Source organism: Fusobacterium ulcerans (genome assembly GCF_003019675.1).
Lineage (GTDB): Bacteria > Fusobacteriota > Fusobacteriia > Fusobacteriales > Fusobacteriaceae > Fusobacterium_A > Fusobacterium_A ulcerans.
In genome coordinates this window covers 35,767-57,798 of sequence record NZ_CP028105.1, presented here as the reverse complement: position 1 = coordinate 57,798, position 22,032 = coordinate 35,767, and the positions used below count along the sequence as shown (strand labels likewise).

Genomic DNA, 22,032 nt, shown 5'->3' with positions numbered 1-22,032 from the left:
TTTTTATTTGAATATTTTTGAAACATTCCCAGTTATTACATCCATAACCTCTTCTCTAATAACAATATTAGTTTCTATATATTTTAAATCACTACGAGTTCCTAGAGCTGTAAAAAATTTAGTTGCATCTTCTTCTATTTCTTCATCAGTTGCTCCAGCAAAGGAAAGAGGTATCATCAAAGTCATATATTCTTTCATGTATAAGCTTAAATCAACAGCCTTTATACTGACTTCTATATCAGCAATATTACCATTTTCAGTTGTTTTTTCACTTGGTAAGCCATTTTTTTAAAAATAGCTACTGTAATTGCTGAATTTTTATCAGATGGATCTAAAATTTTTCCAGTTTTAACATCTTTTAAAGTATTTTCGAGGGATTTTTGAGCTTCAGAAGTCCCACATGTGATTAAGATGAAAGTTAAAGTAATGGCTAAAAGTATCTTTGAAATTTTTTTTCATAATTTTAAAATCTCCCTTTTATTTTTATAAAAATATTAAAATTACCACAAGAATAACACATGGAAATAAACAACCTGTTGTACTTGTTGAAAATCTCCTTTTTAATAAACGAAGTTTTTTAAATCTAGACTTTATTAAATTGTTTCTCCCTTTCCCAAAATCTTAAATTATTGAAATAATAGCTATTTTTTATTAATTAAATAAAAAAAGTTTTATTTTTTTTAATAAAGACATAATTTTAACTGATTTTATCTTTTGGTATATTGGGCTATATTCATTGCACAAAAAGTATAACTTCATAGGGATATAATAATTTTTAGAATTTTCAGGATAAATAAATCCAAATTTTTTATAAAATCTTTCACTGGTTCCAGCTGGAAAAAGATATAAATTAACTTGATATTTGTTAGCTATTTTTATGATTTCTTTTAAAGCTTTACTTCCATAACCTTGTTTTTCTTTTGTGGAATAAAAACTATAAATATGGACAAAATTATTTTTTAAACAATGGAGGCTGTCATCTACAATCTCAATAGTTATTTCAGAAATATTTATATTTTCTATTTCTTTTTTAAAAGTAGAATATTTAATGCCATTATAAATCACATTCATTTAGTACTTCCTTCTTATCTTTTAATCTTTCAATTCCAACTGTGTAATATTCCTTACTTTTTTCAATTCCTATATATTTTCTATTAAGACGTTTACAAACCATTCCTAGAGAAAAAGAACCAGCAAAAAGGTCTAATATAGTATCTGTTTCATTAGTGCTAACTTTTATAATCCTTTCTAATAAAGCTTCAGGTTTTTGGGAAGGATGTTCAACATATTCTTTCATTCTGTATCTTACTCGTGGAAAATACCACACATTTCCAGGTACTTTTTCTTCATTATAAGGAACAGGAGGATTTTTTCTATAATCAATTAATTTTCTTTGTGCTCCAGTTTTAGTTGCAACCATAATATCTTTAAAGTTAAAAGTGTAGTTTTTTTTATTCATTACAGCAAAGATGATAGGTTCATACAAAGAACCAAAATGTTTTTTTGCTTGAACCCCAGAACTATCATATTCCCATATAATTCTAGAGAGAATATGCATCTTTTCTCTTAAATAAATATCAAAATATGCTCCATATTGAGTTGAACTCATAAAATATAAACAACCATTGGGTTTTAATTTTTGAAGACTTACCTCTAACCAACTATAACACCATTCTAAATATTCTTCATCAGTTTTCCAATGATCAATAGTTCCCTTATATTTTTTCCCTAAGTTATAAGGGGGATCAATAAATAATAAATCTACTGATGCATTTTCTACTTTTTTTAATCCATCAATAACATCACAATTATATAAAATCATTTGTTCTCCTCAAATTGAAATATAGTATTTTATATTAAATATCTATCATTTTTTATATTACTTTCAACAAAAAGATAAAAATTATCCATTTCTTTTATAATGGCATTTTTCATATCTTCAATATCAGCAATATCTGTGTAAGTATTTTCATCAGCCTTTATGCCTGTATGAGCAATAGAGTTACGATTATGAACTAATTTTTCTAAAATAATATTAAATTTTCCTGTAAGATCTTCTAAAACATAATCAAGTATTTCACAAATATTTTTATAATTATTAAATTTTAGATTATCTTCAATTCCAAGAACATATTTTTGAAAGTGTTCTTTATCTATTTCTATTTTAAATTTTTTATTTTTATCAAGAGTTTTAGTTAAAATTTCTTTTTCTATTGAAATAGCTCTTGAAATTTGATAATTTTTTAAAATATCCTTAAAATATATTAAATAAAAATTATTGGTCAAATCTTTAACTTGACGTTTTTGAGAACAAATAAATGAAAAATATTTGATAGAGGTTTCTTTAATAAATCCTTCCCAATGAGCATATAGAAGAAGAATATATGATTTATTAATTGTTTCTTCAATAGTTTCAGATTGTTGCGTTTTTATAAATATAAAAAAATCTAATAATTCTTTTTTTCTATTTTGTAAAGAAATTTGAATTTGTGAAAGTAACATGTCTTTATTCATCTTTTAAAATGTCTCTCCCTATCTCTATTCCAGTAATAAATTGTTTAACAACATTTGCTCCTCTGTCAGCACTTTTTTTATAAAGTTCATTTTTCTGAATTAATTCAAGAATATCTGTAAGTTTTTTTGTTTTATCAGAATTATTACAAAGATAGGAAATTAAGCAAATATATATAAAAGGAGAAAACTTTCGTCCTTTAGAAAAAGGAGAATTACCTAATTCTATTTCAATCTTTTTAAATGTTTTTTTTAAATTTAGAATTTCTTCATCAACATTGATTCCATCATATAATACATCAGCAATACATTTATCAATGAATCTACTTCTAGATGAAGGATGTTTAGAAGCATATTCTTTATATAAATCAATTCCTTTTATGGTATCATGATTTTTTAGGTTTTTAAATTTATTATTAGTTTTTGAAATAATAATAAAATACACTAACAGCTCCATTCCATAATCTTCATCTTGTTGCTTTTTACTAATTCCTAAAAGTTTTGTAATATCTTCATTTTTACTAATTTTTAAAAGTTCATCATATAAGATTGGGTCTAATTTTACAATCAAGAAATTTCTAATTTCTTGTGAAGATAAATTTAAGCCACCAGTATTTAATCTGCTAAATAAATCATATTCTGATTCAACATCATTAGAAGTTAATAATGTAACATCTAGCCTTTTCATATCAAAATATTTAAAAATATCTTTTGAATATTTATCTTTGAGAAAACTATAAGTTTTACCATTTAATAGCTCTAATTTTTCTAAATCTATAAGTTCTAATTCTTCTCTTTTATCAGTAGTTTCATCTAAGATACCACAAAACCAAAGAATACTTGAAATTCTTTGAACTCCATCAACAACATCCCATTTTCCATTTCTAACAGAAACGAAAATTGGTGGTAAGGGAATAGATAGAAAAATAGATTCTATTAATTTACTAGCTTTTAAATTATCCCAACGAAATTTTCTTTGGTAAACAGGAGAAAGATTTATTAATCCTTCTTTATACATACTTCCTAATTCTCTTATACTCATAGAATAACTATCTTTATCTTTAGATCTAGATAAATTTTCTAAATAGTCTTCTAAATTAATATTTTTTTCTAACATCAGTTCATCCCCTTTAGTTTATTTTTATAGATTTTTTTCTATTTAGGCAAATGCTCTAAAGCATAGTCTGCTTCTTCTTTTGTAAAGTTCTCTCCATATTCAGATATTAGTTGATCATAAACAGCTTTTCTTGACATATTCATTTCTTTCTGATACATTTTAGCTTTACTTAAAGCATTTTCTTTCCAATTAGCTTTTACTTTTTCAACAGCATAATCAGCAGCTTCTTCTGTAAATTGCTCTCCAAACTCAGAAATCAATTGTTCATGTAGAGCCTTTTTAGACATATGCATTTGATTTGCATACAGAGTTGCTTTTCCTAAAGCAGCCACATATTCAGCAGGTGTTGCATCCTCTCCAAACATTGTGCTTGGTGCTCCTAAAACAATAATTACTGCTGCAATTCCGATTAAAATTTTCTTTTTCATATTTCTTTCCTCCAGTAGTTTATTTTTATATATGTTTTATACATATTATAGATTTCTTTCTGAAATAACTTTTACAACTCTGCCTTCTATTTTTACATTCTCAAATTCTTCTTTTTTAATTACTTTATCTCTGTATTTTTGATTTACACTTTTCAACAGAACAATTTCATCTTCTTCATGCTTTTCTATCATTTTAATGTAAGTTTCATTGTTGTAAGTAATTACATAAATCTTCCCTTCACAAATTTCAGTGCGTGTAGGATCTACTAATACAAATTCACCATCTAAAATAGTTGGTTCCATACTGTCTCCTGATACTTCAATCAAAAAGCTATCATGAGAATAGCCATTAATATGTATTAGTTTGTCATAAAGCACAGTATCCATATTGATATATCCATTTCCGGCAGAAGCTTTTCCATACACTGGGACATATATAAATTGAGATTTATCAAGAATAACAGCATTTGATTTTTCTATTTTTTCTTCCCACCCCATCAAATATGAAGGAGTAGTTTTAAGTGCTCTAGCGAATTCTATTATTTTTGATTGAGGTAAATCTGTAATCCCTTGTTCAGCTTTATGGATAGATGTTTTAGATTTATAACCCATAATTTCAGCAAGTTGTTCTTGAGATAATTTTAGTTCTTCTCTTTTTTTCTTTATTCTTTCACCAATGGTCATCTTTTTCCTCCAAGCTTTATTCTATATGTGGATTATATCACTTGAGTCACTAAAAAGCAACAAAAATATTTCTTTTTAAAAAAAATAGTTGACTTATAGTGTCGAAAGTGGTATAAATATTTTAGACACTTAAAAGGAACAAAATAAAAAAGGAGGTGTTTTTATGATAAAATCGGAATTATTAAGAAAAAAAATAGATGAAAGTGGTTATAAACAATCTTTTATAGCAAAAAGTATAGAACTTACTCCATGTGGATTAAGATTAAAAATCTCAAATAAAAATGAGTTTAAAGCTTCTGAAATTATGAAATTATCAGAATTATTATCTATATCTAAAGAAGAGAGGGATTTAATTTTTTTTGACTAATAATGTCACTTTAAGTGTCTGAAAAAAATTGAACAAAATTAAAAGTGAGGTGAATTAAGATGGAAAAAGAATTAAAAGGGGTAACTTTAAAAATAGATACCCATTCCTTACATGATACTATTGAAAAATTAAACGAACTGAATGAAGCATTAAAAAAAGCCAAATCACTTATAGATGAATTGGCTAAAAATAAAATATTCCTCGAACTAGAAGTTAACGACCTTTTATCGGCGGATTTGCAAGATAAATCTCTTTAACAATTGCATCTATTAAAAATTTTAAATAAGTTTTTACTTGTGATATTTCAAAGTCATATTTAGCAATATAATGAGTTTTATCATTTCCAAAAGCACGAACTACATCAGCTGATATAGAAATTTCTTTTTCTTCAAAAAGAGATATAACATCATATAGTTTCATCTTAGATATTTTGTTTTCATCTTCTTTTCTGACTCTAATTAAGAAATCTTTTAAAAGAAATTCTATAGAAGTTCTATATCCAATGCAAGCAAGTTCAAAATTCCCAAGATCTTCTGCTGCTTTAGACTGATTGAAAATTTTTATAAAGTTTGGCGACACTTCTTGTAAACCTTTATCAAAAACATGGGGTTTTACACTGGGATAAGTGAAGATGTGTTTGGTTCTACGATTGAGCTGATCAAAAATATAAAATGATGAAAAAAGTCTTTGGCAACAAGAGGATTTAAAAATCAAGGCGAAAATGATCAAACCATCTTTATCAGAAAAATTTTGTAAATCATTAATTTTTACAGGGTCATTGTAGACGCCACAATGTGGACAACAATTTTCAACTTCAAATTCAAAATCTAATAATGAATTTTTTAATTTTATTTTTTTATTAATCATATGTAATCACCTCATAGAGTTTTATTTTCATTATAACATAAAAGGAGGAAATCAAGTGACATTAAAAGAGAAAATGTTTGAATATTTAAGAGAAAATCCAAAGGCCTCATATAAAGAACTAGAAGAGAATGCTGGAATTCCTTATGATGTAGCCAAAACTTATATGTGTAGAGCTAAGCAAAAAGGAGAGATAAAAGAGCTGGAAGATGGTGGATACGAGGTTATAAAAGAACCACCAGTAGAAAAGAGCTCATATAAAAAAGAAGTCATAACAGAAATGATAGATATTTATATGGAGGATTTTAGAGCTGTCAGTCCTAGTGAAAGAGTAGATATAGGAAAAAGAATAACAATGTTATTAGAAAAGCTTTAGAAAGGGGTGTGTGATGATAACTATAAAAAGATTAATGGCTTCATATTTGATTAATATTGTGAAACAAATGGGGCTTCAAGATAGATGTTGTAACCCAGGAGAGACTTGGGATTATGTTAAAAGAGTTTTAAGAGTAGAACCTGATCCAAAAGTTTTTTGGGAATATATTGGAAATATAGTTTCTGAGATACAAAAATTTGTTAAATAAGGAGGTAACCATGGGTAGAGGCAAGAGCGAAGCAAAGAAAAGAGCAAAAAAGATAAGAGAAAAAAATCAAGCTAATTTAGAAAGAATGAAAGAACTAGGAACACAATTAAAAGAAAAAGAATCATTGAAAAAATTGTTATTGGAGAAAAAAACTCCAAGACAAAATATAGCATAGGAGGTGTGACAAATGGAAAATAAAAGTATGAGTGTAGATGAATTTGCATACGATATGGGATTAACTGTTCTGATGGCAAGAGAAGCAATAAAAGAAGGTAAGTTTGAATATTTTGCTTGGGCTATTGGGATGAAAGAGGGAAAAGCAAGAACTAAGATATACATCAACAGAGAGCGGTATGAATTATGGAAAAAGGGTAGTGACCTGGAATTAATTAAAAAAGCACTCGCTGAATGGTCAGATTCAACAAGTGCAAACGTATAGTATAAAAATCACATTACTTGAATTATAGCATAAAACTTTAAATAAAAAAAGCCCCAATGGGCGAGGTGTGATGCTATTTTCTATCTAACCACTTGCAGATAATACTAGCTAGTACACCGGCAACAACCTGCAAGGCTAGTTCTTTTAGAAAACTCATACCGCACCTCCATTAAATAAAGTATCTACTATATACCAAGAGTTCTGAGGACTTGATATACATGAAATAAGCACCCAACTAGTGAGTGCTTATATCATTCAGAACTTTTTATACTTTATTTAATAAACCCATTGGGTTGATGCTTATAATTCATTTTATCATGGCTTTAAAGTTTTGTAAAGTGTTTTAAGTCTTTTAAAGTGTTTTAAATCGTTTTTAAATTATAGCATAAGGAGACTATGATGACAATTAAAAAATTTATTAGAAGAAATTTACCAGAAATATATGTTTTATCTGTATTCATAACAGTGTTGACTGTACAGCTGGCATATGAGTGCAGAGGATACTTTGCACTAGGTGGAGAAATACTTGTCCCCTTGATACCTGTAATGCTACATATGTGGATAGCGATGGAGGAATAGATGGAAAAGCATATAGTATCTTTTTCTGGAGGAAAGGACAGCTCAGCTATGTTGTTATTGATGATAGAAAAAGGAATGCAAATAGATGAAATAATATTTCTTGATACTGGGGTTGAATTCCCTGAAATGTATGAACACATAGCAAGGGTAGAAAGATATATAAAAAGACCTATAACAAAATTGAAGGCAGAAAATACTTATGAATTTATGATGTTTGATTATGCGAAGAAAAAAGGGAAAAATAAAGGGCAAAAAGGATATAGCTGGGCTGATTTTAGAAATAGATGGTGTACCCAGTATTTAAAAAAGCAAGTAATGAATAGATATTTAAAAGAGAAATATAAAAATATTGAAATTATAGAATATCATGGCATAGCTGCTGATGAAACAAAGAGACTTGTAAAAAATAGAGAAAAAAATATAAAATACCCTCTGGCAGAATGGGGAATAATTGAAAAAGAAGCACTTGAATATTGTTATAACAAAGGCTTTGACTGGGATGGGCTATATAAAAAATTTGATAGAGTATCTTGTTGGTGCTGTCCACTTAAAAATCTTAAAGAACTAAAAGTTATTTATAAAGAATATCCAAAATACTGGGAAAAGTTAAAAGAATGGGATTCAAAAACATATAGAAAATTTAGGGCTGATTATTCTATTTTAGACCTAGAAAAGAAATTTGAAAAAGAGGTAGATAAATGGATAGAAAAATAGGAGAAATTATAGAGATTGAAGGTAAAAAATATAGATGTGTGGGAGGAAGTAGTTGTGAGGATTGTGCACTTGATTCTAGAGATGCAGATCACAAGTATCTTTGTGCAAAGCATGCAGAGATAATTGGTCGGTGTTCAAGTATTTTTAGAGAAGACAAAACCAGAATTAAATTTATAGAGGTGAAACTTTATGAAAAAGATTGACTTGATGGCAAAAGATGCAACAAAAATGTTTATGGTAAAAAAATTATTAGGTAAAGGTCTCAAAATTGAAGAGATAGAAAATGAATTGAGGATAAAAGATCTTTTTTCATATATGCAATATAATGCATCAGAATTTTCTAAATTTAAGTTTAAAAAATAGAGGTGATGGAATATGGAGGAACTATTAATTAAAGCTATAAAAAGTCTTGTATTTTTAAAAAAGCAAAATATTATAACAAAATATAATCTTATAGATGAAGAGGAGATAGAATTTAGTTTTAAAATAAATAGTTTTGAAGAGCAGGATAGTTGTGGAATTGAAGACTATAAAACTATAGCTGAAAGAATAAAAAAGGCAGAAAAAGAATATTGGCAGAGTGTGAAAGAAGAAAATGAATTTATAGATGAATTAAATGCAGCTTATACCTCTGTAAGCTGTGGGTGATTCTATGAAAGATACTGTAAAAGAAATGTTATCTTTAGCTGAACTTATAAAGGAATTGAAGAGTAGAGAATTTGATAAAAAATATCCTATGACATATAAAGAAGGATGGCTAAGATTTGAGGAAAGAGTAAAGCAGCTAGAAAGTGAAATAGAGACTTTCAAAAAGGAGTTGAAGGAATGAAAATATTATTTATAGATACAGAAACTGGGGGGCTAAATCCTAAAGAATCAGCACTCATTCAACTTTCTGGGATAGTAAGGATAGATAAAAAAGATGTTGAGGAATTTAACTTTTTTATTAAGCCTTTTGCTGAGAGTGAAGTTAATGCAAAAGCATTAGAAGTACAAGGAAGAACAGAGAAAGAACTGGAAACTGAGAAGTACAGACCTGAGAAAGAAGTCTATACAGACTTTAAAAAGATATTGGATAGATATATAGATAAGTATGATAAAACAGATAAATTCATAGTAGCAGGCTATAATGTAAAGTTTGATATAGATATGCTGCAAAGTTTTTTCAAGAGAAATGGAGATAATTTTTTATTTTCTTATATAAGTTCAAGTGTACTTGATCCATTACCTTGTATAGGAATGCTTCAGTTATGTGAAGTACTTCCAGAATTGAAAAATAATAAATTAGAAACTTGGTGTGAATACTTTGGGATTGGATTTAAAGCACATGACAGTTTGGAAGATATAAAAGCAACAAAGGAGCTTATATTTAAAATTGCCAAACTAATAAGGAAGTGATGAAATGGCGCATAAAGTTTTAATACTTGGAAGTAGTGGAACAGGAAAATCTACATCAATAAGAAACTTAAATCCTGATGAAACTTTTATTATAAAGGCAGTTGAAAAACAGCTACCTTTCAAGAAATCAGAAACATTATATAATTCTGAGAATAAAAATATATTTACTACTCAAAAAATAAGTAGTGTTTTGTCAATGTTAGATAGAATAGAGAAAAACTCAAAGGTAAAAACTTTAATCATAGATGACTTTAATTATCTGCTGACTTTTGGTTATAAAGAAAAAGCTGTAGAAAAGGGATATCAAAAATTTGAAACGTTAGCTTTTGGAATAATAGATATTTTTTCAAAGATAGATACTATGAGAAATGATCTCATTGTATATGTAATGGCTCATACTCAAAAGGATCAAGATGGAAAATTGTCAATGAAAACAATTGGTAAATTTCTTGATGACAAAGTAGTAATTGAAGGTTTATTTTCTATGGTAATTCTTGCATTAGGTAGTGAGGGAGATTACAAATTTAAGGTTAATGGAATAGATCCAGCTAAAACACCAATGGAAATGTTTGAAGCAGATGAAATAGAAAATGATTTAACTTTAATAAATAAAACTATAAAAGAATATTTTAATTAAAAGGAGATGGTATAAATGGCATTATGGAGAACTAATCAAGAGGATTTAACTAAAAAAACAGGAACTAAAGAAAAAATAACAGTTAGTGGAGTTTATGAAGTAGAAATAAACGAGGCATATTTAACAGATTCAACTAAATCAAATGCTAAAGGAGTTACATTAAATTTTTCAAATGATGAATCATATGGATGGTTTAGTTTGTGGTATTTAAAAGGGGATGGACAGCCTAATGAATCAGCAGAGAAATATTTAAATAGGCTTATATATCTAGCAAAATTGAAAGTAGATAAATTAAAACAAGAAACTAAAAAAGTAAAACTATTTAGTGGAGATGAAGTTGATAGAACTTTCCTACCAGAATTACATGGTAAAAAAGTAGGAATGATTTTAGAAGTAAAAAAAGAAGGGGATAATTACAATATAAATTTAAAAGATTTTTATGATATAGGAACTGGGAAAACAACAGATGAAATTATAAATAAAACAGAGGCAACAACAGTAGCTTTCTTTAAAGAAAGATTTGCTAAAGAGGAACCTAAACAAGGAAAGAAGGGGTACCCTTTACCATATGAAACAGATAAAAATATTATAACAGAAGATGATGAGGAAGAATTTCCATTTTAAAGTAAGGAAGGTGGACAATGAAAAACTATAGTTATAAACAATATGGAGATGAATTAAGGTTTGATTTTTGTCCAATTTGTAATAAAGAGAAAAAAGAAAATCCTTGCTTTTCTGTAAATATCAAGACTGGAAATTATATCTGTCATACTACTGGGAAAGGTGGAAACATAAAAGAACTTGATAATTTTGAGTTTAAGCTGCCAGAGATAAAAGAAAAGAAGCCAAGAAAAAAAGATATAGATTTTAGTGAATTATTTAAGAAAAGAGCTGATCATCACTTAGGTGGTGATTGGCTCTCTTATCTAAAAGGAAGAAGTATATCTGAGAAAGGTTTAAATAGGTTTTGTAGGCTTGGGAAAAATAATACAATGATGATTCCAATAACTGATGGAGAAAAGGTTGTAGCTATAAAATACAGGACCATAGACAAAAAATTAAGCTGCGAAACAGGAAGCAGTTCTGATTATTTTGTTAATTGGCAGAATGTAGAAAATAAAAGCTATCTTATTATAGTTGAGGGAGAAATAGATCTTTTAAGTGCTGTTGAATCTGGATATGATAATGTGGTTTCTATTCCATTTGGTTGCAAAAATTTAAAGTGCATAGATAACCAAAAGAAATGGATAGAAAGTTTTTCAAAGATTATTTTAGCAGTTGATAATGATGTTCCTGGAATAGAATGTAAAAATCAGATTATAGATAAACTAAGTTCTATAAAAAGTAAGCTCTACACAGTTGAAATGGGAAAATATAAAGATTTTAATGAAATTCTCATGGCTGAAGGAACAGATGGAATAATTAAAGTTATTCAAGCAGCAGATAGAGTAGGATTTGGCTTTACTCCTTTTTATCAAGAAGCAGATGGATATTATACATGGCAGAAAGATAACTATGTAAAGATAACAGATTTTACAGTAAAAATAACAGGATATTCAGATAATTATATAGTTGGAATAGTTACCAGTACAGGAAGAGAAAGAGAATTTAAAGCAAAGAAAACAGAGTTATTAACTAAGAGTGGCATCCTTGAACATCTAGGCTATTACTTAGGAAGTACACAATCAATTCCTAAGTTTTGGAGCTGGATAATTGAAGAAAATGGAGAGCAGTTTTTACTTGAGATACCACATTATGGAATTATAGATGGAATATATTATGATGAAAGTTCTAAGGTAATTTGCAGCAAGGAAGATTTAAAGATTCAGAAATTAGATGAAATTGAACCATTAACAGCTGAAGAAAAAGATTGGCTGAATAAGAATCTTATTTATCTGAGAAGTGATCCAAATCAAAGCTTATTAGGAATATGCTGGGCTTTAGGAAGATTTCATATACATGAAAGTTATCCTATTTTAGAAGTATCAGGAACTACCAGTATTGGAAAAACAGAATATGTAGAATTTATATCAAGGCTGCTCTTTGGAAATAAGGAAAATATAAAGAGTTTTACTACTTTAACTAATCATCAAATAAGGAGTTTATCAAGTTGCTCTAACATAACTCCTTGGGTAATAGATGAAGTTAAGATTACTGGAAAAGATTTAAGGGAAAAGGCAATAGAACTATACTCAACTATAAGGGCAGTTTATGATAATAAAACATTAAATCAAGGAAACCTAACAGCCAAGCTGACAGAATTCAAGCTTTGTACTCCTTTAATTATATCTGGAGAAACAGAACTAAGTGATGTATCTATAAAAAATAGAATGATAAGTACAGACTTGACCAAAGATAATAAGAGTAGTGATGAGGTATTTTTTAAATTAAAGAATACAAGGCTTTTAGAAAAAATAGGAAAAGCAGCACTTCAAAAAAGAATAAATACAGGAATTTTAGATATTTCAATATCTAAAATAAAAGAATTTTTACATGAAGTTAAAGATGAAAGACAATTATACAATGGAAGGTGTATTATCATAGGGTTTAAAGTTTTAAATGAAATAATTGAAATAGAAAATAATATATCAGTAGAATTTATAAAATTTTTAAATCAAAAGCTTTCACATGAATATGATGTAGTAAGCAATTTCTTAGAATTGCTAGAATTAGTTGCAGAATCTGGGAAAGAAACTAAGACTTTTTATCAGATAAGAGATAATAAGCATTATGTAAGATTTAATATCTTATATAAGGCAATAGCTGAGGAGCATTTCAGAACTAATAGCACCTTAGAGTTGTTAGATATGCGAACTCTAAAAAAACAATTAATAGAGAATAAGTTTATTCTGAATACAAGAATAAATATAAGGTTTCCTAAAGATGATTTTACAGATGAAACTATTCCAATAAAAGCAGAAGAATTTCAATTAAATGATATTTTTGTAATGTAGTCATAGTTTTGTAGTCAATAATATTTTTCTTAAACTTAGAAAAAATAATACTTTTAATAAAAAAAAATAAATTTGTAGTCAAAAGTGTAGTCAAATATATTTTTCTCTAATAATGATTTTATCAGTGTTAGAAAGATTTGTAGTCAAGTAGTCAAAAAAAAGTTGTATATGTCTATAAAAAAATATTTGAGTATAAAAAATAAAAATATATTACAAAAAAATTTCACTAAGAGATAAAATATTTTTTTGACTACAAAGTTAAAAAAATATAAATAAAAATATCTTTAATTCTATTTTTATAATAAATATGTAAATGACTACAAAGTGACTACACTTGACTACATAAAATATTTAAAGCCTTATAATATAAGGATTTATAAGAAATAGTATTTTTTAATAGTTTGACTACAAAGTGACTACAATAATTAAATAAGAGGTGACTATGAAAAATCTAAAATTAGATAGAGGGGCTTTTTTTATAGAATTTTATTATACTGGACTGTCAATTATGAATTCTAAAGATTTGGCAGCTTATGTGAAATTAAATAGATGGTATTTTGATAGAATGAATTTTGAAATACAAGAGCAATTTAGGCAGATGTATAGAAATTTAAAGAGAATGGAGGTGGAGAATGGGCAAAAAAATTAATCCAGAGGAATATGTAGGACAGGAATTTGTTAATAAAATTGGGGAAAGGTACAAGGTATTAAAATATTTGTTTAAAGAAAAGCTTAATTACTGTTTTGATATTGAATTTATGGGAACTGGGAATCTTCAAATGGCAACTCTTAACCAAATAAGAAATAATACTTGTTTTGATTTGCTTGAGAGAAAAAAACTAAAAAGAATAAAGACAGAGTTGCAGTTAAGAGAAAGAACTAGATTAGTAAATAAAGCTAAAAATACTTGTGTGATACCTAATAATTTGAGATATAAAAATGTGTTATCAATAGATCTTTCTACTACATCAACTGGAATAGCATATAGTAAAAATGGAACTATAGTTAGATGGAAGACTATCAAGTCTGATTATATTGATTTCAGAGAAAGAGGATTAGAAATAGTTAAGCAGCTAGTGGAAATACTGGAGAAAGGAATGATTGATGTTGTAATTCTTGAGGATGTATATCTGGGATTGAATTCTGATGTTTTAACTAAGTTGAGTGAAGTTAGAGGCATGCTGACATATCATATTAAAAAATTAAATTTAGATTTACTTCTTGTACCTGCTGTACTTTGGAAGCACAGAATTGAGGGAGTGCCTACTCATAGGCAGGAGCAAAAAGAATTTATGATGAAAAAGTTTTTTGAATATACTGAAGTTGAAGCTGACAGTGATGATAGTGCAGATGCCTATATGATGCTGAGAGCTTGTTTAGGAGGATAAATGATAAAAATAATGCATGGAAATTCTTTGGAAGTATTAAAAACTTTAGAAGATGAAAGTATAGATTGTGTTGTAACATCTCCTCCATATTGGCAAATTAGAGATTATGGTGTTTCCGGCCAGATAGGACTTGAAAGTGATGTAAATGAATTTCTTGAAAAACTTATGGATATATTTGATGAAGTCAATAGAGTATTAAAAAAAACAGGAACTTTATTTGTGAATATGGGAGATACTTACAGCAATGTAAATGCTAAATTAGCTGGAGGAACAAATAATAAAAGACATGGAAAGAATAATGGATATAAAACAGTTCCAAGAAAAACAAATATAAAGAGAAAATCTAAAATGATGATTCCTGAAAGATTAGCAATAAAAATGATTGAATCTGGGTGGATATTAAGAAATGAGATTATTTGGCAAAAGCCCAATATACTTCCTGAATCAGTAAATGATAGATTTACTAATGATTTTGAAAAAGTATTCTTTTTTTCCAAAGAACAAAAGTATTACTTTAAAAAACAGTATGAGCCTTATTCCAATAAAACATTAACTGGATTTGGAAATGGAATAATGCCCGATAATACAAAAAGATTAAATCCAGGAGAAAGTAAAGCAGGAATGAGAGAAGGAAGAGAATGGAAAGCTGTTTATAATGAGAATGGCCGGAACATGAGAACAGTATGGAACATAGCAACTAAAGGAATTAAAGAGGGGCATTTTGCTATCTTTCCAGAAGAATTAGTAAGAAGATGTTTAGATAGTGGCTGTCCAGAGAATGGAATGGTTTTAGATCCTTTTCTTGGTAGTGGAACTACTTTAAAAGTAGCAAAAAGTTTAAATATGCATGGAATAGGAATTGAGTTGAAAAGAGAATATATTGATATTGCAGTTGGCCGGATTGGTGAAGATTTATTTACTAAGATAAAAATTATATAGAGGTGGAAATATGGATAATAAAAAATGTGAAGAGTGTAGAAAATCTGGAAAAACAAAAATTTGTTATCTAAATGGAAAAGCAGCTTGTGAAAATGCAAAAGTTGAAAATAAACTGGAGGAAAATCAATGACAGTTAGTGAATTGATGAATAAATTAAAAGATTTTGATGGTGACAGATTAGTTTTTGTAAGATGTAAAGATGAGGATAATAAAATAACTGAGTTTGAATTATCTGAATATAATGAATGTGAAGTTTATGATGATAGTGATGGAGTGATAATTGATATAGTAGGGCAGGTGGAATAGATGGAAATATGCTATAAAATACCAAAAAATTCTAAGTTATTAAAAGAATACTTTGAAAGAGAAAACAGAGTTAAAAAAGCTTTTGAAGAAATGAAAAATATAATAATAAAAGAGTATAAAATAGATTTAAGTAAAGAAAAAGAAATGACCTTTAGTACTCATTTTGATTTTTGTATAGGTAGTTATCTTGCAAAAGAATTAGGTATAGAAAATATGATTAGCATTCTTGGGTCTGATGACTGGAAAGTAAAAGACAATGATGGGAATTACAGAGGACAATTTGGAACATTGAAAAGAAATACAAAATTATATAAACAATTCAAACAAATATTGGGAGATTTAGAATATGATTTTACAAAAGATAATATGAGTAGGATTTTAAGAGGTGCATATAGATACATAGAGATAGAGCAATATCTATATGTTGTAGGAGTGGAAGAAAAAATCTCAAAAGATATTATCGAGTGTGGGAAAAGAATGAAAATGAGTGAATTCTATAAAATGCTGGAAGAGGTGAAAAAATGAAAAATGAAAAGACTTTAGCCGTAAGAATATTGAGTGGAGATATTTTTTATGGGAAAATAAATAAAGATGGAACAGTAAGTGAAAGGGCTGATGATATACCTAAAGAAATGTTTGAGAATGCCATGTTGTTATATTTAAACGATGTGTCTAAAACAGATAGTTTTAAAAAACCTTATGTAATAGATTTACCACAATATAAATCAAAATTTAAAATAACTGTGGAATGTTTACCAAGAGGAGTGGAGTAATAATGACAAAGAAGGAATATCTTAGACAAGGATATAAAATAAGAATGTCAATCAAAAATGAAGAAGAAGTGCTAAAGGAATTAGGAGAGAATTTAGATGGACTTCAGGCCTTGCATAATTCAGAAAAACTACAAGGTGGCCCTGTTAAAGATGATAGTAAATTTATTGAAAAAGTAGATAAAATTATTAGAATAGAGCAAGAAATATATAGAAAAATAGGAGAATTGAAAGCTTTTCAGGCTAAATTGTATCAGGAAATAGAGATGTTGAAGGAACCAACAGAACAAATTCTTATGAGAAGCAGATATATTTTAAATCTTACTTGGGAAGAGATAGCAGAAAGAATAGGCTATTCAGTTATGCAGACACACAGGATACATAAAAAAGCTTTAGAAAATTTTAGATTTTTTTAAAAATGTTATGGAATGTTACTATGGGTCTGTGATAATATATAAAATATAGAATTAGGTCAAGAGGAATATTATCCTTTTGGCCTTTTTATATTTATAAAACTATCAGGTAGGAGTGACCTAGGAAAGCACAAGCTACCATTCGGCTGTTAGCAGTTCAGCTTTTTAATAAAAACTGCAAGATGAAATAGAGTGAGAGTCATTGATTTGATTCTCTTTTTTATTTATTGGAGGATTGATGTTATATAAAATATGTGGTAGCTGTGGAAATAAAATAAAACATGATGAGATTTGTTCTTGTAGAAAGAAGAGGGGGAGGGGGTATGATAGGGAGAATAGAAATAAAGTAAATGCTAAGTTTTATAATAGCAGAGAGTGGAAAAGGATGACTGCACTGTGTAAGCTTAGAGCAAATGGATTAGATCTATATGAGCTTGAGATAAATAAAAAAATAGTTAAAGGTAGTCTGACACATCACATAGAAGAGCTGGAGAATAATAGAGGAAGAGCTTTAGATATTAATAATCTCATATGGGTGGGGGATAGGACACATGCCCTTATACATGCAGAGTATGAAAAGAGTTCAGAAGCTAAAGAGAAGATGCAAGAAATATTATTTAAAATTATAAAAAAATATACCTATGGGGGAGATAAAAAAAGTTTTGGGTAAAGGTTCGTAATACCGCATCCCCCATATTTTCCCAAGAAAATGCCAGAAATGAAATTTCAATAAAATCAAAATAAAAAAGGAGGTGTTATCATGGCAGGAAGACCAAGAAAAGTAATTGATATTTCAACAGGAAAAATTGGAAAAGAAGCAATTAAAAATAGAAAAATCCAGGAAGAAAAATTAAAACTTGGAAGAGAACAATTGAAAGCTCCTGAATGGCTTAGAGATGAGGCTAAAGAAGAATTTGAAAGAGTTGTTGAAGAAGCAGGGAAAATAGATATCTTGGATAATTTGGATTTGGGGATACTTGCAATTTATTGCAACGCATATTCCTGCTATGTTGATGTTTCTAAATTAATTCAGGAAAACGGCTATCTTGGGATGAGAACAACTAAATATGATGACTATGAAACAGTGCATCCTCTTTTAATAGTTCAAGAAAAATATGTAAAACAAATAATGCAGTGTTCTACAAAGCTTGGACTAGCTACAACAGACAGACTAAAGTTGATTGTTCCAACAAAAGAAGATCCAAAAGAAAATAAGTTTATAGAATTGATAAGAAATCGAAAACAAGGATAGCTTATGAGACAAGATAGAACAACATCATATGCAAAGTTGGTAGTTAGTGGTAAAAAAATAGCTGGAAGAAAAGAATTTTTAGCATGTAAAAGACATCTTGATGATTTAAAAAGAAAGAAATTTGAATTCAAATTTGATGTTGAAGAGGCAGAATTTGCTATTGATTTTGCAAATACTCTCATTATGAAGAATGGAGAACCTTTAAAAACAAGAGGTTTTCAAGATTTTATTATTGGTTCTTTACATGGATGGAGAAGAAAAAGAACAAAAGAAAGACGTTTCAGGGAAGCATATATTCAAGTAGGTAGAAGAAATGGGAAATCTTTTTTATCTGGAGAACAGGCAACATTCTTTAGCAGCTATTTGGGAATGAAAGATAGGATATTTTGTGCAGCAACAAAGCAAGAACAGGCTAATATAGTGTGGGATGATATTCGTAATTTTATAGAATCAGATGTGGATTTGATTGAATTATATAAAGTAAAAGAACATGATAGAACCATAAAAAGTTTAATTACAGATACAGTTATTAAGTCTTTAGGTAGAGATACAAAATCAATGGATGGTTTTGGAAATATTCTAGCTATTTGTGATGAGCTGCATGCACATCCAAATAACCAAATGTATAAGCTTTTATTAGATGGACAAGCAGATGTTGATAATGCTTTAACTTTAGCAATTACAACAGCAGGTTTTAACTTAAATAGCTTTTGTTATGAACACTATCAATTTTGTGAGAAAATATTGGAGGGACTTGTGGATAAGGAGTCTCTTTTTATTTTTATTTGTGAAATGGATAAAGATGATGATATTTGGGAACCTAAAAATTGGCTAAAAGCAAATCCTTATTTCCTTTTCAATGAAGATGGGACAATAAATGAAAAGAAACTAGCCAGATATGCAGAGAAAGCAATTGATGCAAAAGAAAAAGGTGGAGAAGATCTCACCAATTTTTTAACAAAACAGTTGAATATGTGGGTTACTGCAAAAGGAGGTCAATACATTGATTTAGCAAAGTTTAAAAGTTGTGAAAGCGAACTTACATTGAAAGACATGAAGGGAAGAAAAGCTTATTTAGGTTTTGACCTTTCCAAAGGTGGGGATTTAACTAGCATAGCTCTTATTTTTCCTATGGAAGAAGAGAAGGTTTATATCTATAGTCACTCTTTCATGCCTGAACTTAGACTAGCGGAACATGAAAAAACAGATGATGTACCTTATAGAATTTGGGTAAGAGAAGGACTTTTAACACTTACAACTGGCGGTTTTGGGGTAAAGACAGACTATAAGTTTATTATTTCACATTTAAAAGAAATTATAGAAAAGTATGAAATTGAAATCCTAGAATGTGGTTATGATGCTCATAATGCAGGGTCTTTTTTAAGTGACTTAGAATTTTTAGATTGTGATTTAACAGAAGTGAAACAATCAGCAAAATCTTTAAATGATGCAACAATTGATTTTGCTCTATCTGTAAAAGCAATACAAGTACTTTATGACAAGAGAAATAGTTTATTGAAATGGTCAATTGCAAATGCAACAACAACAAGTAATAGCTTTGGAGAAATTAAGATTGATAAACAAGCACAAAAAAATAGAATTGACCCTGTAGATGCAATTATTGATGCCTGGAAAATTATGTTGCTAAATAAAAAAGAAGATGTTGACATCAACGAATCTGTAAAGGATTGGTTGGAGTTGATGGGATAAGAAATTATAAAGGGGGTGAAATATGGGAATTATAAAAAGATTTTTCAATAAAGCTGCAACAAAAACAGAAAGTACAAGAATAACAGGAATGAGTTTTGGAGATTTTTTTGGCTTGAAAACAGGAACAGATTTATCAGAAGTTACTTATTTCACCTGCTTAAAAGTACTCTCAGAGAGCCTAGGAAAGTTATCACTACATTTAAAAGACAGTGATAATAATAGGATTACTAACCATGATGCATTACAGCGATTAAAAAATGGAGTAAATCCTTTTATGACATCAAGCACATTTAAAACTTTATTAGAATATTGGAGAAATCATTATGGAAATGCTTATGCATATCTTAGTTATGACCTTAATGGAAAATTAATTGGAATATATCCATTGGATCCACAATGTGTGAGAATTTGGATAGATAATACAGGACTTTTTAATGGTACAGAAACACTTTGGTATGAATATAACAAAGATGGGAAGTCATATTTTTTTAGTAAAGATGAGATTTTACACTTGAAAGGAGGACTCAGTAAAGATGGAATAGTAGGTATGTCAGTGCGTGAAACACTTGCTACAACACTTCGAGGGGTAAAAGCCAGCCAACAGTACCTCAATAATCTCTATGACAGAGGATTGACTGCTAAAGCAATTTTAAGATATACAGGAGATTTGAATAAAGATTTGCAAAAGAAACTACTGGAAAAAATTGAAGATTTTATCAATTCAAAAACCAATCCTACTGGAGTTATGCCACTACCTCCTGGAATGGATGTTGTTCCTTTGGATCTTAAACTAACAGATAGCCAATTCTTTGAATTAAAAAAATTCACAGCATTACAAGTTGCAGCCGCCTATGGAGTAAAGCCTAACCATTTAAATAATTATGATAAGTCAAGTTATGCAAATTCAGAAATGCAAAACTTGACTTTTTATATTGATACACTTTTATATATTCTGACTTTGTATGAAGAAGAATTCAATTTGAAACTGCTGACAGAAAAAGAAAGAACACAAGGATTACATTTTGAATTTAATGTTGCAAGTATTTTAAGAGGAGACTTAAAGACACAGGCGGAATGTTTGAATAAATATGTTTCTGGAGGAATTTACACAATAAATGAGGCAAGAAAACGTGCAGGGATGCCTGAAGTCGAAGGAGGAGACGTGATTATATTAAACGGAAGTTATGTACCTTTAGAAAAATTAGGAGCAGCATACGAAAATGGAGGTGAAAAGAGTGAGTAAAAAATGGTTAGAAATTAGAAATCAAGCAGAAATTACAGAAATTTTTATCAACGGAGATATAGAAAATGATGCATACAATGATGGCATCATGGAATGGTTCGGCTTGAAAGATACCAATGTATATCCGTTAGAAGTTAAAAAAGCTTTGGCTGAGGCAAATAATAAAGAAGTTCATGTTCATATCAACAGCTATGGTGGAGAAGTTTTTGCAGGAGTAGCTATTTGCAATATGCTAAAAAATTATAAAGGGAAAACAGTTGCTTATGTAGATGGACTAGCTGCAAGTGCTGCATCAATAATTGCTTTTGGTTGTGATGAAGTTATTATTCCAAATAATGCATACCTTATGATACACAGAGTAAGTTGTGGTATTTGGGGAAATGCAGATGATTTAAGAACTCAAATTGAAGTTTTGGAAAAACTGGAAGATGGAATTGCAAATACTTATGAGGAAAAAGCAGTTGAGGGAGTAACAAGAGAAGATATTTTAAACCTTATGAAAGAAGAGACATGGTTTACAGGAGAGGAAGCTGCTAAGTTTTTCAATGTGATTGTAGGTCAAGGAACTAACTTTGTAAATTATGTGGGAACAAATCAGAAATTCAAAAATACTCCAAAAGAAATTCTAAATAAAGCAGTTCATAAAAATGACGAATTAAAAGCAAAAGAAGTGGCAAGATTGGAAAATTTAAGTAAAGAAATTGAAATTACATTAGCCTTAGGAGGGATTTAATT

At 28.6% G+C, this 22,032-nt stretch carries 37 protein-coding genes; 28 read left to right on the top strand and 9 right to left on the bottom strand.

Translation table 11 applies throughout. The features are described from left to right. Positions 1-3: 3 nt before the first annotated feature. The 7 genes from C4N20_RS00360 to C4N20_RS16430 all read right to left on the bottom strand — a co-directional run bounded on the left by C4N20_RS00360 (position 4) and on the right by C4N20_RS16430 (position 4,740). Complete coding sequence (locus C4N20_RS00360; protein ID WP_051006478.1) at positions 4-186, bottom strand: hypothetical protein; 183 nt, start codon at positions 184-186, stop codon at positions 4-6. A gap of 465 nt (positions 187-651) precedes the next feature. Further along, complete coding sequence (locus C4N20_RS00355) at positions 652-1,071, bottom strand: GNAT family N-acetyltransferase (RefSeq protein ID WP_005982070.1); 420 nt, start codon at positions 1,069-1,071, stop codon at positions 652-654. Next, positions 1,055-1,822 (bottom strand): adenine-specific DNA-methyltransferase, encoded by a 768-nt coding sequence (gene yhdJ, locus C4N20_RS00350; RefSeq protein WP_005982074.1) that lies wholly within the window; start codon positions 1,820-1,822, stop codon positions 1,055-1,057. Before yhdJ ends, C4N20_RS00355 begins: the two co-directional genes overlap by 17 nt. 29 nt (positions 1,823-1,851) lie before the next feature. Continuing rightward, entirely contained in the window at positions 1,852-2,514 is a 663-nt protein-coding gene (locus C4N20_RS00345; protein ID WP_005982077.1) for an MAE_28990/MAE_18760 family HEPN-like nuclease, read from the bottom strand. Next, positions 2,507-3,628: a DUF262 domain-containing protein gene (locus tag C4N20_RS00340; RefSeq protein WP_005982079.1), complete on the bottom strand. Its 1,122-nt coding sequence runs from the start codon at positions 3,626-3,628 to the stop codon at positions 2,507-2,509. The genes C4N20_RS00345 and C4N20_RS00340 overlap by 8 nt, the downstream gene beginning before the upstream one ends. A gap of 38 nt (positions 3,629-3,666) precedes the next feature. Next, the gene (locus tag C4N20_RS00335) at positions 3,667-4,056 is read right to left on the bottom strand and encodes an Ltp family lipoprotein (RefSeq protein ID WP_005982081.1); all 390 of its coding nucleotides are present in this window, start codon (positions 4,054-4,056) and stop codon (positions 3,667-3,669) included. A 45-nt stretch (positions 4,057-4,101) separates the two neighbouring features. After that, a complete protein-coding gene (locus C4N20_RS16430; protein WP_005982083.1) occupies positions 4,102-4,740 on the bottom strand; it encodes an XRE family transcriptional regulator in 639 nt (212 codons plus the stop codon). A gap of 163 nt (positions 4,741-4,903) precedes the next feature. Here C4N20_RS16430 and C4N20_RS00325 point away from each other — a divergent pair, with 163 nt between their 5' ends. Further along, positions 4,904-5,107 carry a helix-turn-helix domain-containing protein gene (locus tag C4N20_RS00325; RefSeq protein ID WP_005982085.1) on the top strand — a complete coding sequence of 68 codons (204 nt, stop codon included), beginning with the start codon at positions 4,904-4,906 and terminating at the stop codon, positions 5,105-5,107. 59 nt (positions 5,108-5,166) lie between these two features. Then, positions 5,167-5,364: a hypothetical protein gene (locus tag C4N20_RS00320; protein WP_005982087.1), complete on the top strand. Its 198-nt coding sequence runs from the start codon at positions 5,167-5,169 to the stop codon at positions 5,362-5,364. Here the strand turns inward: C4N20_RS00320 and C4N20_RS00315 are convergent. After that, the gene (locus C4N20_RS00315) at positions 5,321-5,974 is read right to left on the bottom strand and encodes a DUF4145 domain-containing protein (protein ID WP_005982089.1); all 654 of its coding nucleotides are present in this window, start codon (positions 5,972-5,974) and stop codon (positions 5,321-5,323) included. The genes C4N20_RS00320 and C4N20_RS00315 overlap by 44 nt on opposite strands. Before the next feature lie 55 nt (positions 5,975-6,029). Here C4N20_RS00315 and C4N20_RS00310 point away from each other — a divergent pair, with 55 nt between their 5' ends. From C4N20_RS00310 to C4N20_RS00300, 4 genes are read left to right on the top strand one after another with little or no spacing between them, the layout of a single operon-like run. Further along, positions 6,030-6,347, top strand: a complete 318-nt coding sequence (locus C4N20_RS00310) for a hypothetical protein (protein WP_005982091.1) — start codon at positions 6,030-6,032, stop codon at positions 6,345-6,347. A 13-nt stretch (positions 6,348-6,360) separates the two neighbouring features. After that, positions 6,361-6,555: a hypothetical protein gene (locus C4N20_RS00305; protein ID WP_005982093.1), complete on the top strand. Its 195-nt coding sequence runs from the start codon at positions 6,361-6,363 to the stop codon at positions 6,553-6,555. Positions 6,556-6,565: 10 nt separating this feature from the next. Then, positions 6,566-6,730, top strand: a complete 165-nt coding sequence (locus tag C4N20_RS16425; RefSeq protein WP_005982095.1) for a hypothetical protein — start codon at positions 6,566-6,568, stop codon at positions 6,728-6,730. Between the two features lie 12 nt (positions 6,731-6,742). After that, positions 6,743-6,994, top strand: coding sequence for a hypothetical protein (locus C4N20_RS00300; RefSeq protein WP_005982097.1), 252 nt, complete (start codon positions 6,743-6,745; stop codon positions 6,992-6,994). A gap of 73 nt (positions 6,995-7,067) precedes the next feature. Here the strand turns inward: C4N20_RS00300 and C4N20_RS00295 are convergent, their stop codons facing one another. Next, positions 7,068-7,151 carry a small toxic polypeptide LdrD gene (locus C4N20_RS00295; RefSeq protein ID WP_106878531.1) on the bottom strand — a complete coding sequence of 28 codons (84 nt, stop codon included), beginning with the start codon at positions 7,149-7,151 and terminating at the stop codon, positions 7,068-7,070. A 242-nt stretch (positions 7,152-7,393) separates the two neighbouring features. On the opposite strand from C4N20_RS00295, the gene C4N20_RS00290 reads away from it, so the two are divergent. The 22 genes from C4N20_RS00290 (at position 7,394) to C4N20_RS00195 (ending at position 22,030) form a co-directional block, all read left to right on the top strand. Beyond that, complete coding sequence (locus tag C4N20_RS00290) at positions 7,394-7,573, top strand: hypothetical protein (protein WP_005982098.1); 180 nt, start codon at positions 7,394-7,396, stop codon at positions 7,571-7,573. Then, entirely contained in the window at positions 7,574-8,287 is a 714-nt protein-coding gene (locus tag C4N20_RS00285) for a phosphoadenosine phosphosulfate reductase domain-containing protein (RefSeq protein WP_005982100.1), read from the top strand. After that, positions 8,272-8,490, top strand: a complete 219-nt coding sequence (locus C4N20_RS00280) for a hypothetical protein (RefSeq protein ID WP_005982103.1) — start codon at positions 8,272-8,274, stop codon at positions 8,488-8,490. The genes C4N20_RS00285 and C4N20_RS00280 overlap by 16 nt, the downstream gene beginning before the upstream one ends. Then, positions 8,477-8,650, top strand: coding sequence for a hypothetical protein (locus tag C4N20_RS16420; RefSeq protein ID WP_005982105.1), 174 nt, complete (start codon positions 8,477-8,479; stop codon positions 8,648-8,650). Before C4N20_RS00280 ends, C4N20_RS16420 begins: the two co-directional genes overlap by 14 nt. A 12-nt stretch (positions 8,651-8,662) precedes the next feature. Then, complete coding sequence (locus C4N20_RS00275) at positions 8,663-8,935, top strand: hypothetical protein (RefSeq protein ID WP_005982107.1); 273 nt, start codon at positions 8,663-8,665, stop codon at positions 8,933-8,935. 4 nt (positions 8,936-8,939) lie between these two features. Next, positions 8,940-9,116 (top strand): hypothetical protein, encoded by a 177-nt coding sequence (locus C4N20_RS16415; protein ID WP_167537220.1) that lies wholly within the window; start codon positions 8,940-8,942, stop codon positions 9,114-9,116. Then, entirely contained in the window at positions 9,113-9,685 is a 573-nt protein-coding gene (locus C4N20_RS00270) for a 3'-5' exonuclease (RefSeq protein WP_005982108.1), read from the top strand. Before C4N20_RS16415 ends, C4N20_RS00270 begins: the two co-directional genes overlap by 4 nt. Positions 9,686-9,689: 4 nt before the next feature. Next, positions 9,690-10,322 carry an ATP-binding protein gene (locus C4N20_RS00265; RefSeq protein WP_005982110.1) on the top strand — a complete coding sequence of 211 codons (633 nt, stop codon included), beginning with the start codon at positions 9,690-9,692 and terminating at the stop codon, positions 10,320-10,322. 15 nt (positions 10,323-10,337) lie between these two features. Then, entirely contained in the window at positions 10,338-10,946 is a 609-nt protein-coding gene (locus C4N20_RS00260; protein ID WP_005982111.1) for a hypothetical protein, read from the top strand. A gap of 17 nt (positions 10,947-10,963) precedes the next feature. Further along, positions 10,964-13,276: a toprim domain-containing protein gene (locus C4N20_RS00255; protein ID WP_005982113.1), complete on the top strand. Its 2,313-nt coding sequence runs from the start codon at positions 10,964-10,966 to the stop codon at positions 13,274-13,276. 442 nt (positions 13,277-13,718) lie between these two features. Continuing rightward, positions 13,719-13,925 (top strand): hypothetical protein, encoded by a 207-nt coding sequence (locus C4N20_RS00250; protein ID WP_005982115.1) that lies wholly within the window; start codon positions 13,719-13,721, stop codon positions 13,923-13,925. Next, positions 13,909-14,664 (top strand): crossover junction endodeoxyribonuclease RuvC, encoded by a 756-nt coding sequence (locus C4N20_RS00245; RefSeq protein ID WP_005982117.1) that lies wholly within the window; start codon positions 13,909-13,911, stop codon positions 14,662-14,664. Before C4N20_RS00250 ends, C4N20_RS00245 begins: the two co-directional genes overlap by 17 nt. A 3-nt stretch (positions 14,665-14,667) precedes the next feature. Further along, entirely contained in the window at positions 14,668-15,603 is a 936-nt protein-coding gene (locus C4N20_RS00240; RefSeq protein ID WP_040490925.1) for a DNA-methyltransferase, read from the top strand. Positions 15,604-15,729: 126 nt separating this feature from the next. After that, positions 15,730-15,909: a hypothetical protein gene (locus tag C4N20_RS00235; protein WP_005982122.1), complete on the top strand. Its 180-nt coding sequence runs from the start codon at positions 15,730-15,732 to the stop codon at positions 15,907-15,909. Next, positions 15,910-16,434 (top strand): hypothetical protein, encoded by a 525-nt coding sequence (locus tag C4N20_RS00230; RefSeq protein WP_005982124.1) that lies wholly within the window; start codon positions 15,910-15,912, stop codon positions 16,432-16,434. It begins immediately after the preceding gene. Next, on the top strand, positions 16,431-16,682 hold the full coding sequence (locus tag C4N20_RS00225) for a hypothetical protein (RefSeq protein WP_005982126.1): 252 nt from the start codon (positions 16,431-16,433) through the stop codon (positions 16,680-16,682). Before C4N20_RS00230 ends, C4N20_RS00225 begins: the two co-directional genes overlap by 4 nt. A 2-nt stretch (positions 16,683-16,684) precedes the next feature. Continuing rightward, positions 16,685-17,095 (top strand): sigma factor-like helix-turn-helix DNA-binding protein, encoded by a 411-nt coding sequence (locus C4N20_RS00220; RefSeq protein ID WP_005982128.1) that lies wholly within the window; start codon positions 16,685-16,687, stop codon positions 17,093-17,095. Positions 17,096-17,330: 235 nt separating this feature from the next. Further along, on the top strand, positions 17,331-17,762 hold the full coding sequence (locus C4N20_RS00215; protein ID WP_005982129.1) for a hypothetical protein: 432 nt from the start codon (positions 17,331-17,333) through the stop codon (positions 17,760-17,762). A 90-nt stretch (positions 17,763-17,852) separates the two neighbouring features. Beyond that, the gene (locus tag C4N20_RS00210; RefSeq protein WP_005982132.1) at positions 17,853-18,344 is read left to right on the top strand and encodes a phage terminase small subunit P27 family; all 492 of its coding nucleotides are present in this window, start codon (positions 17,853-17,855) and stop codon (positions 18,342-18,344) included. A 3-nt stretch (positions 18,345-18,347) separates the two neighbouring features. Next, a complete protein-coding gene (locus tag C4N20_RS00205; protein WP_005982134.1) occupies positions 18,348-20,054 on the top strand; it encodes a terminase large subunit in 1,707 nt (568 codons plus the stop codon). A 22-nt stretch (positions 20,055-20,076) separates the two neighbouring features. Then, the gene (locus C4N20_RS00200; protein ID WP_005982136.1) at positions 20,077-21,297 is read left to right on the top strand and encodes a phage portal protein; all 1,221 of its coding nucleotides are present in this window, start codon (positions 20,077-20,079) and stop codon (positions 21,295-21,297) included. Beyond that, the gene (locus C4N20_RS00195; protein WP_005982138.1) at positions 21,290-22,030 is read left to right on the top strand and encodes a head maturation protease, ClpP-related; all 741 of its coding nucleotides are present in this window, start codon (positions 21,290-21,292) and stop codon (positions 22,028-22,030) included. The genes C4N20_RS00200 and C4N20_RS00195 overlap by 8 nt, the downstream gene beginning before the upstream one ends. Positions 22,031-22,032 lie beyond the last annotated feature (2 nt).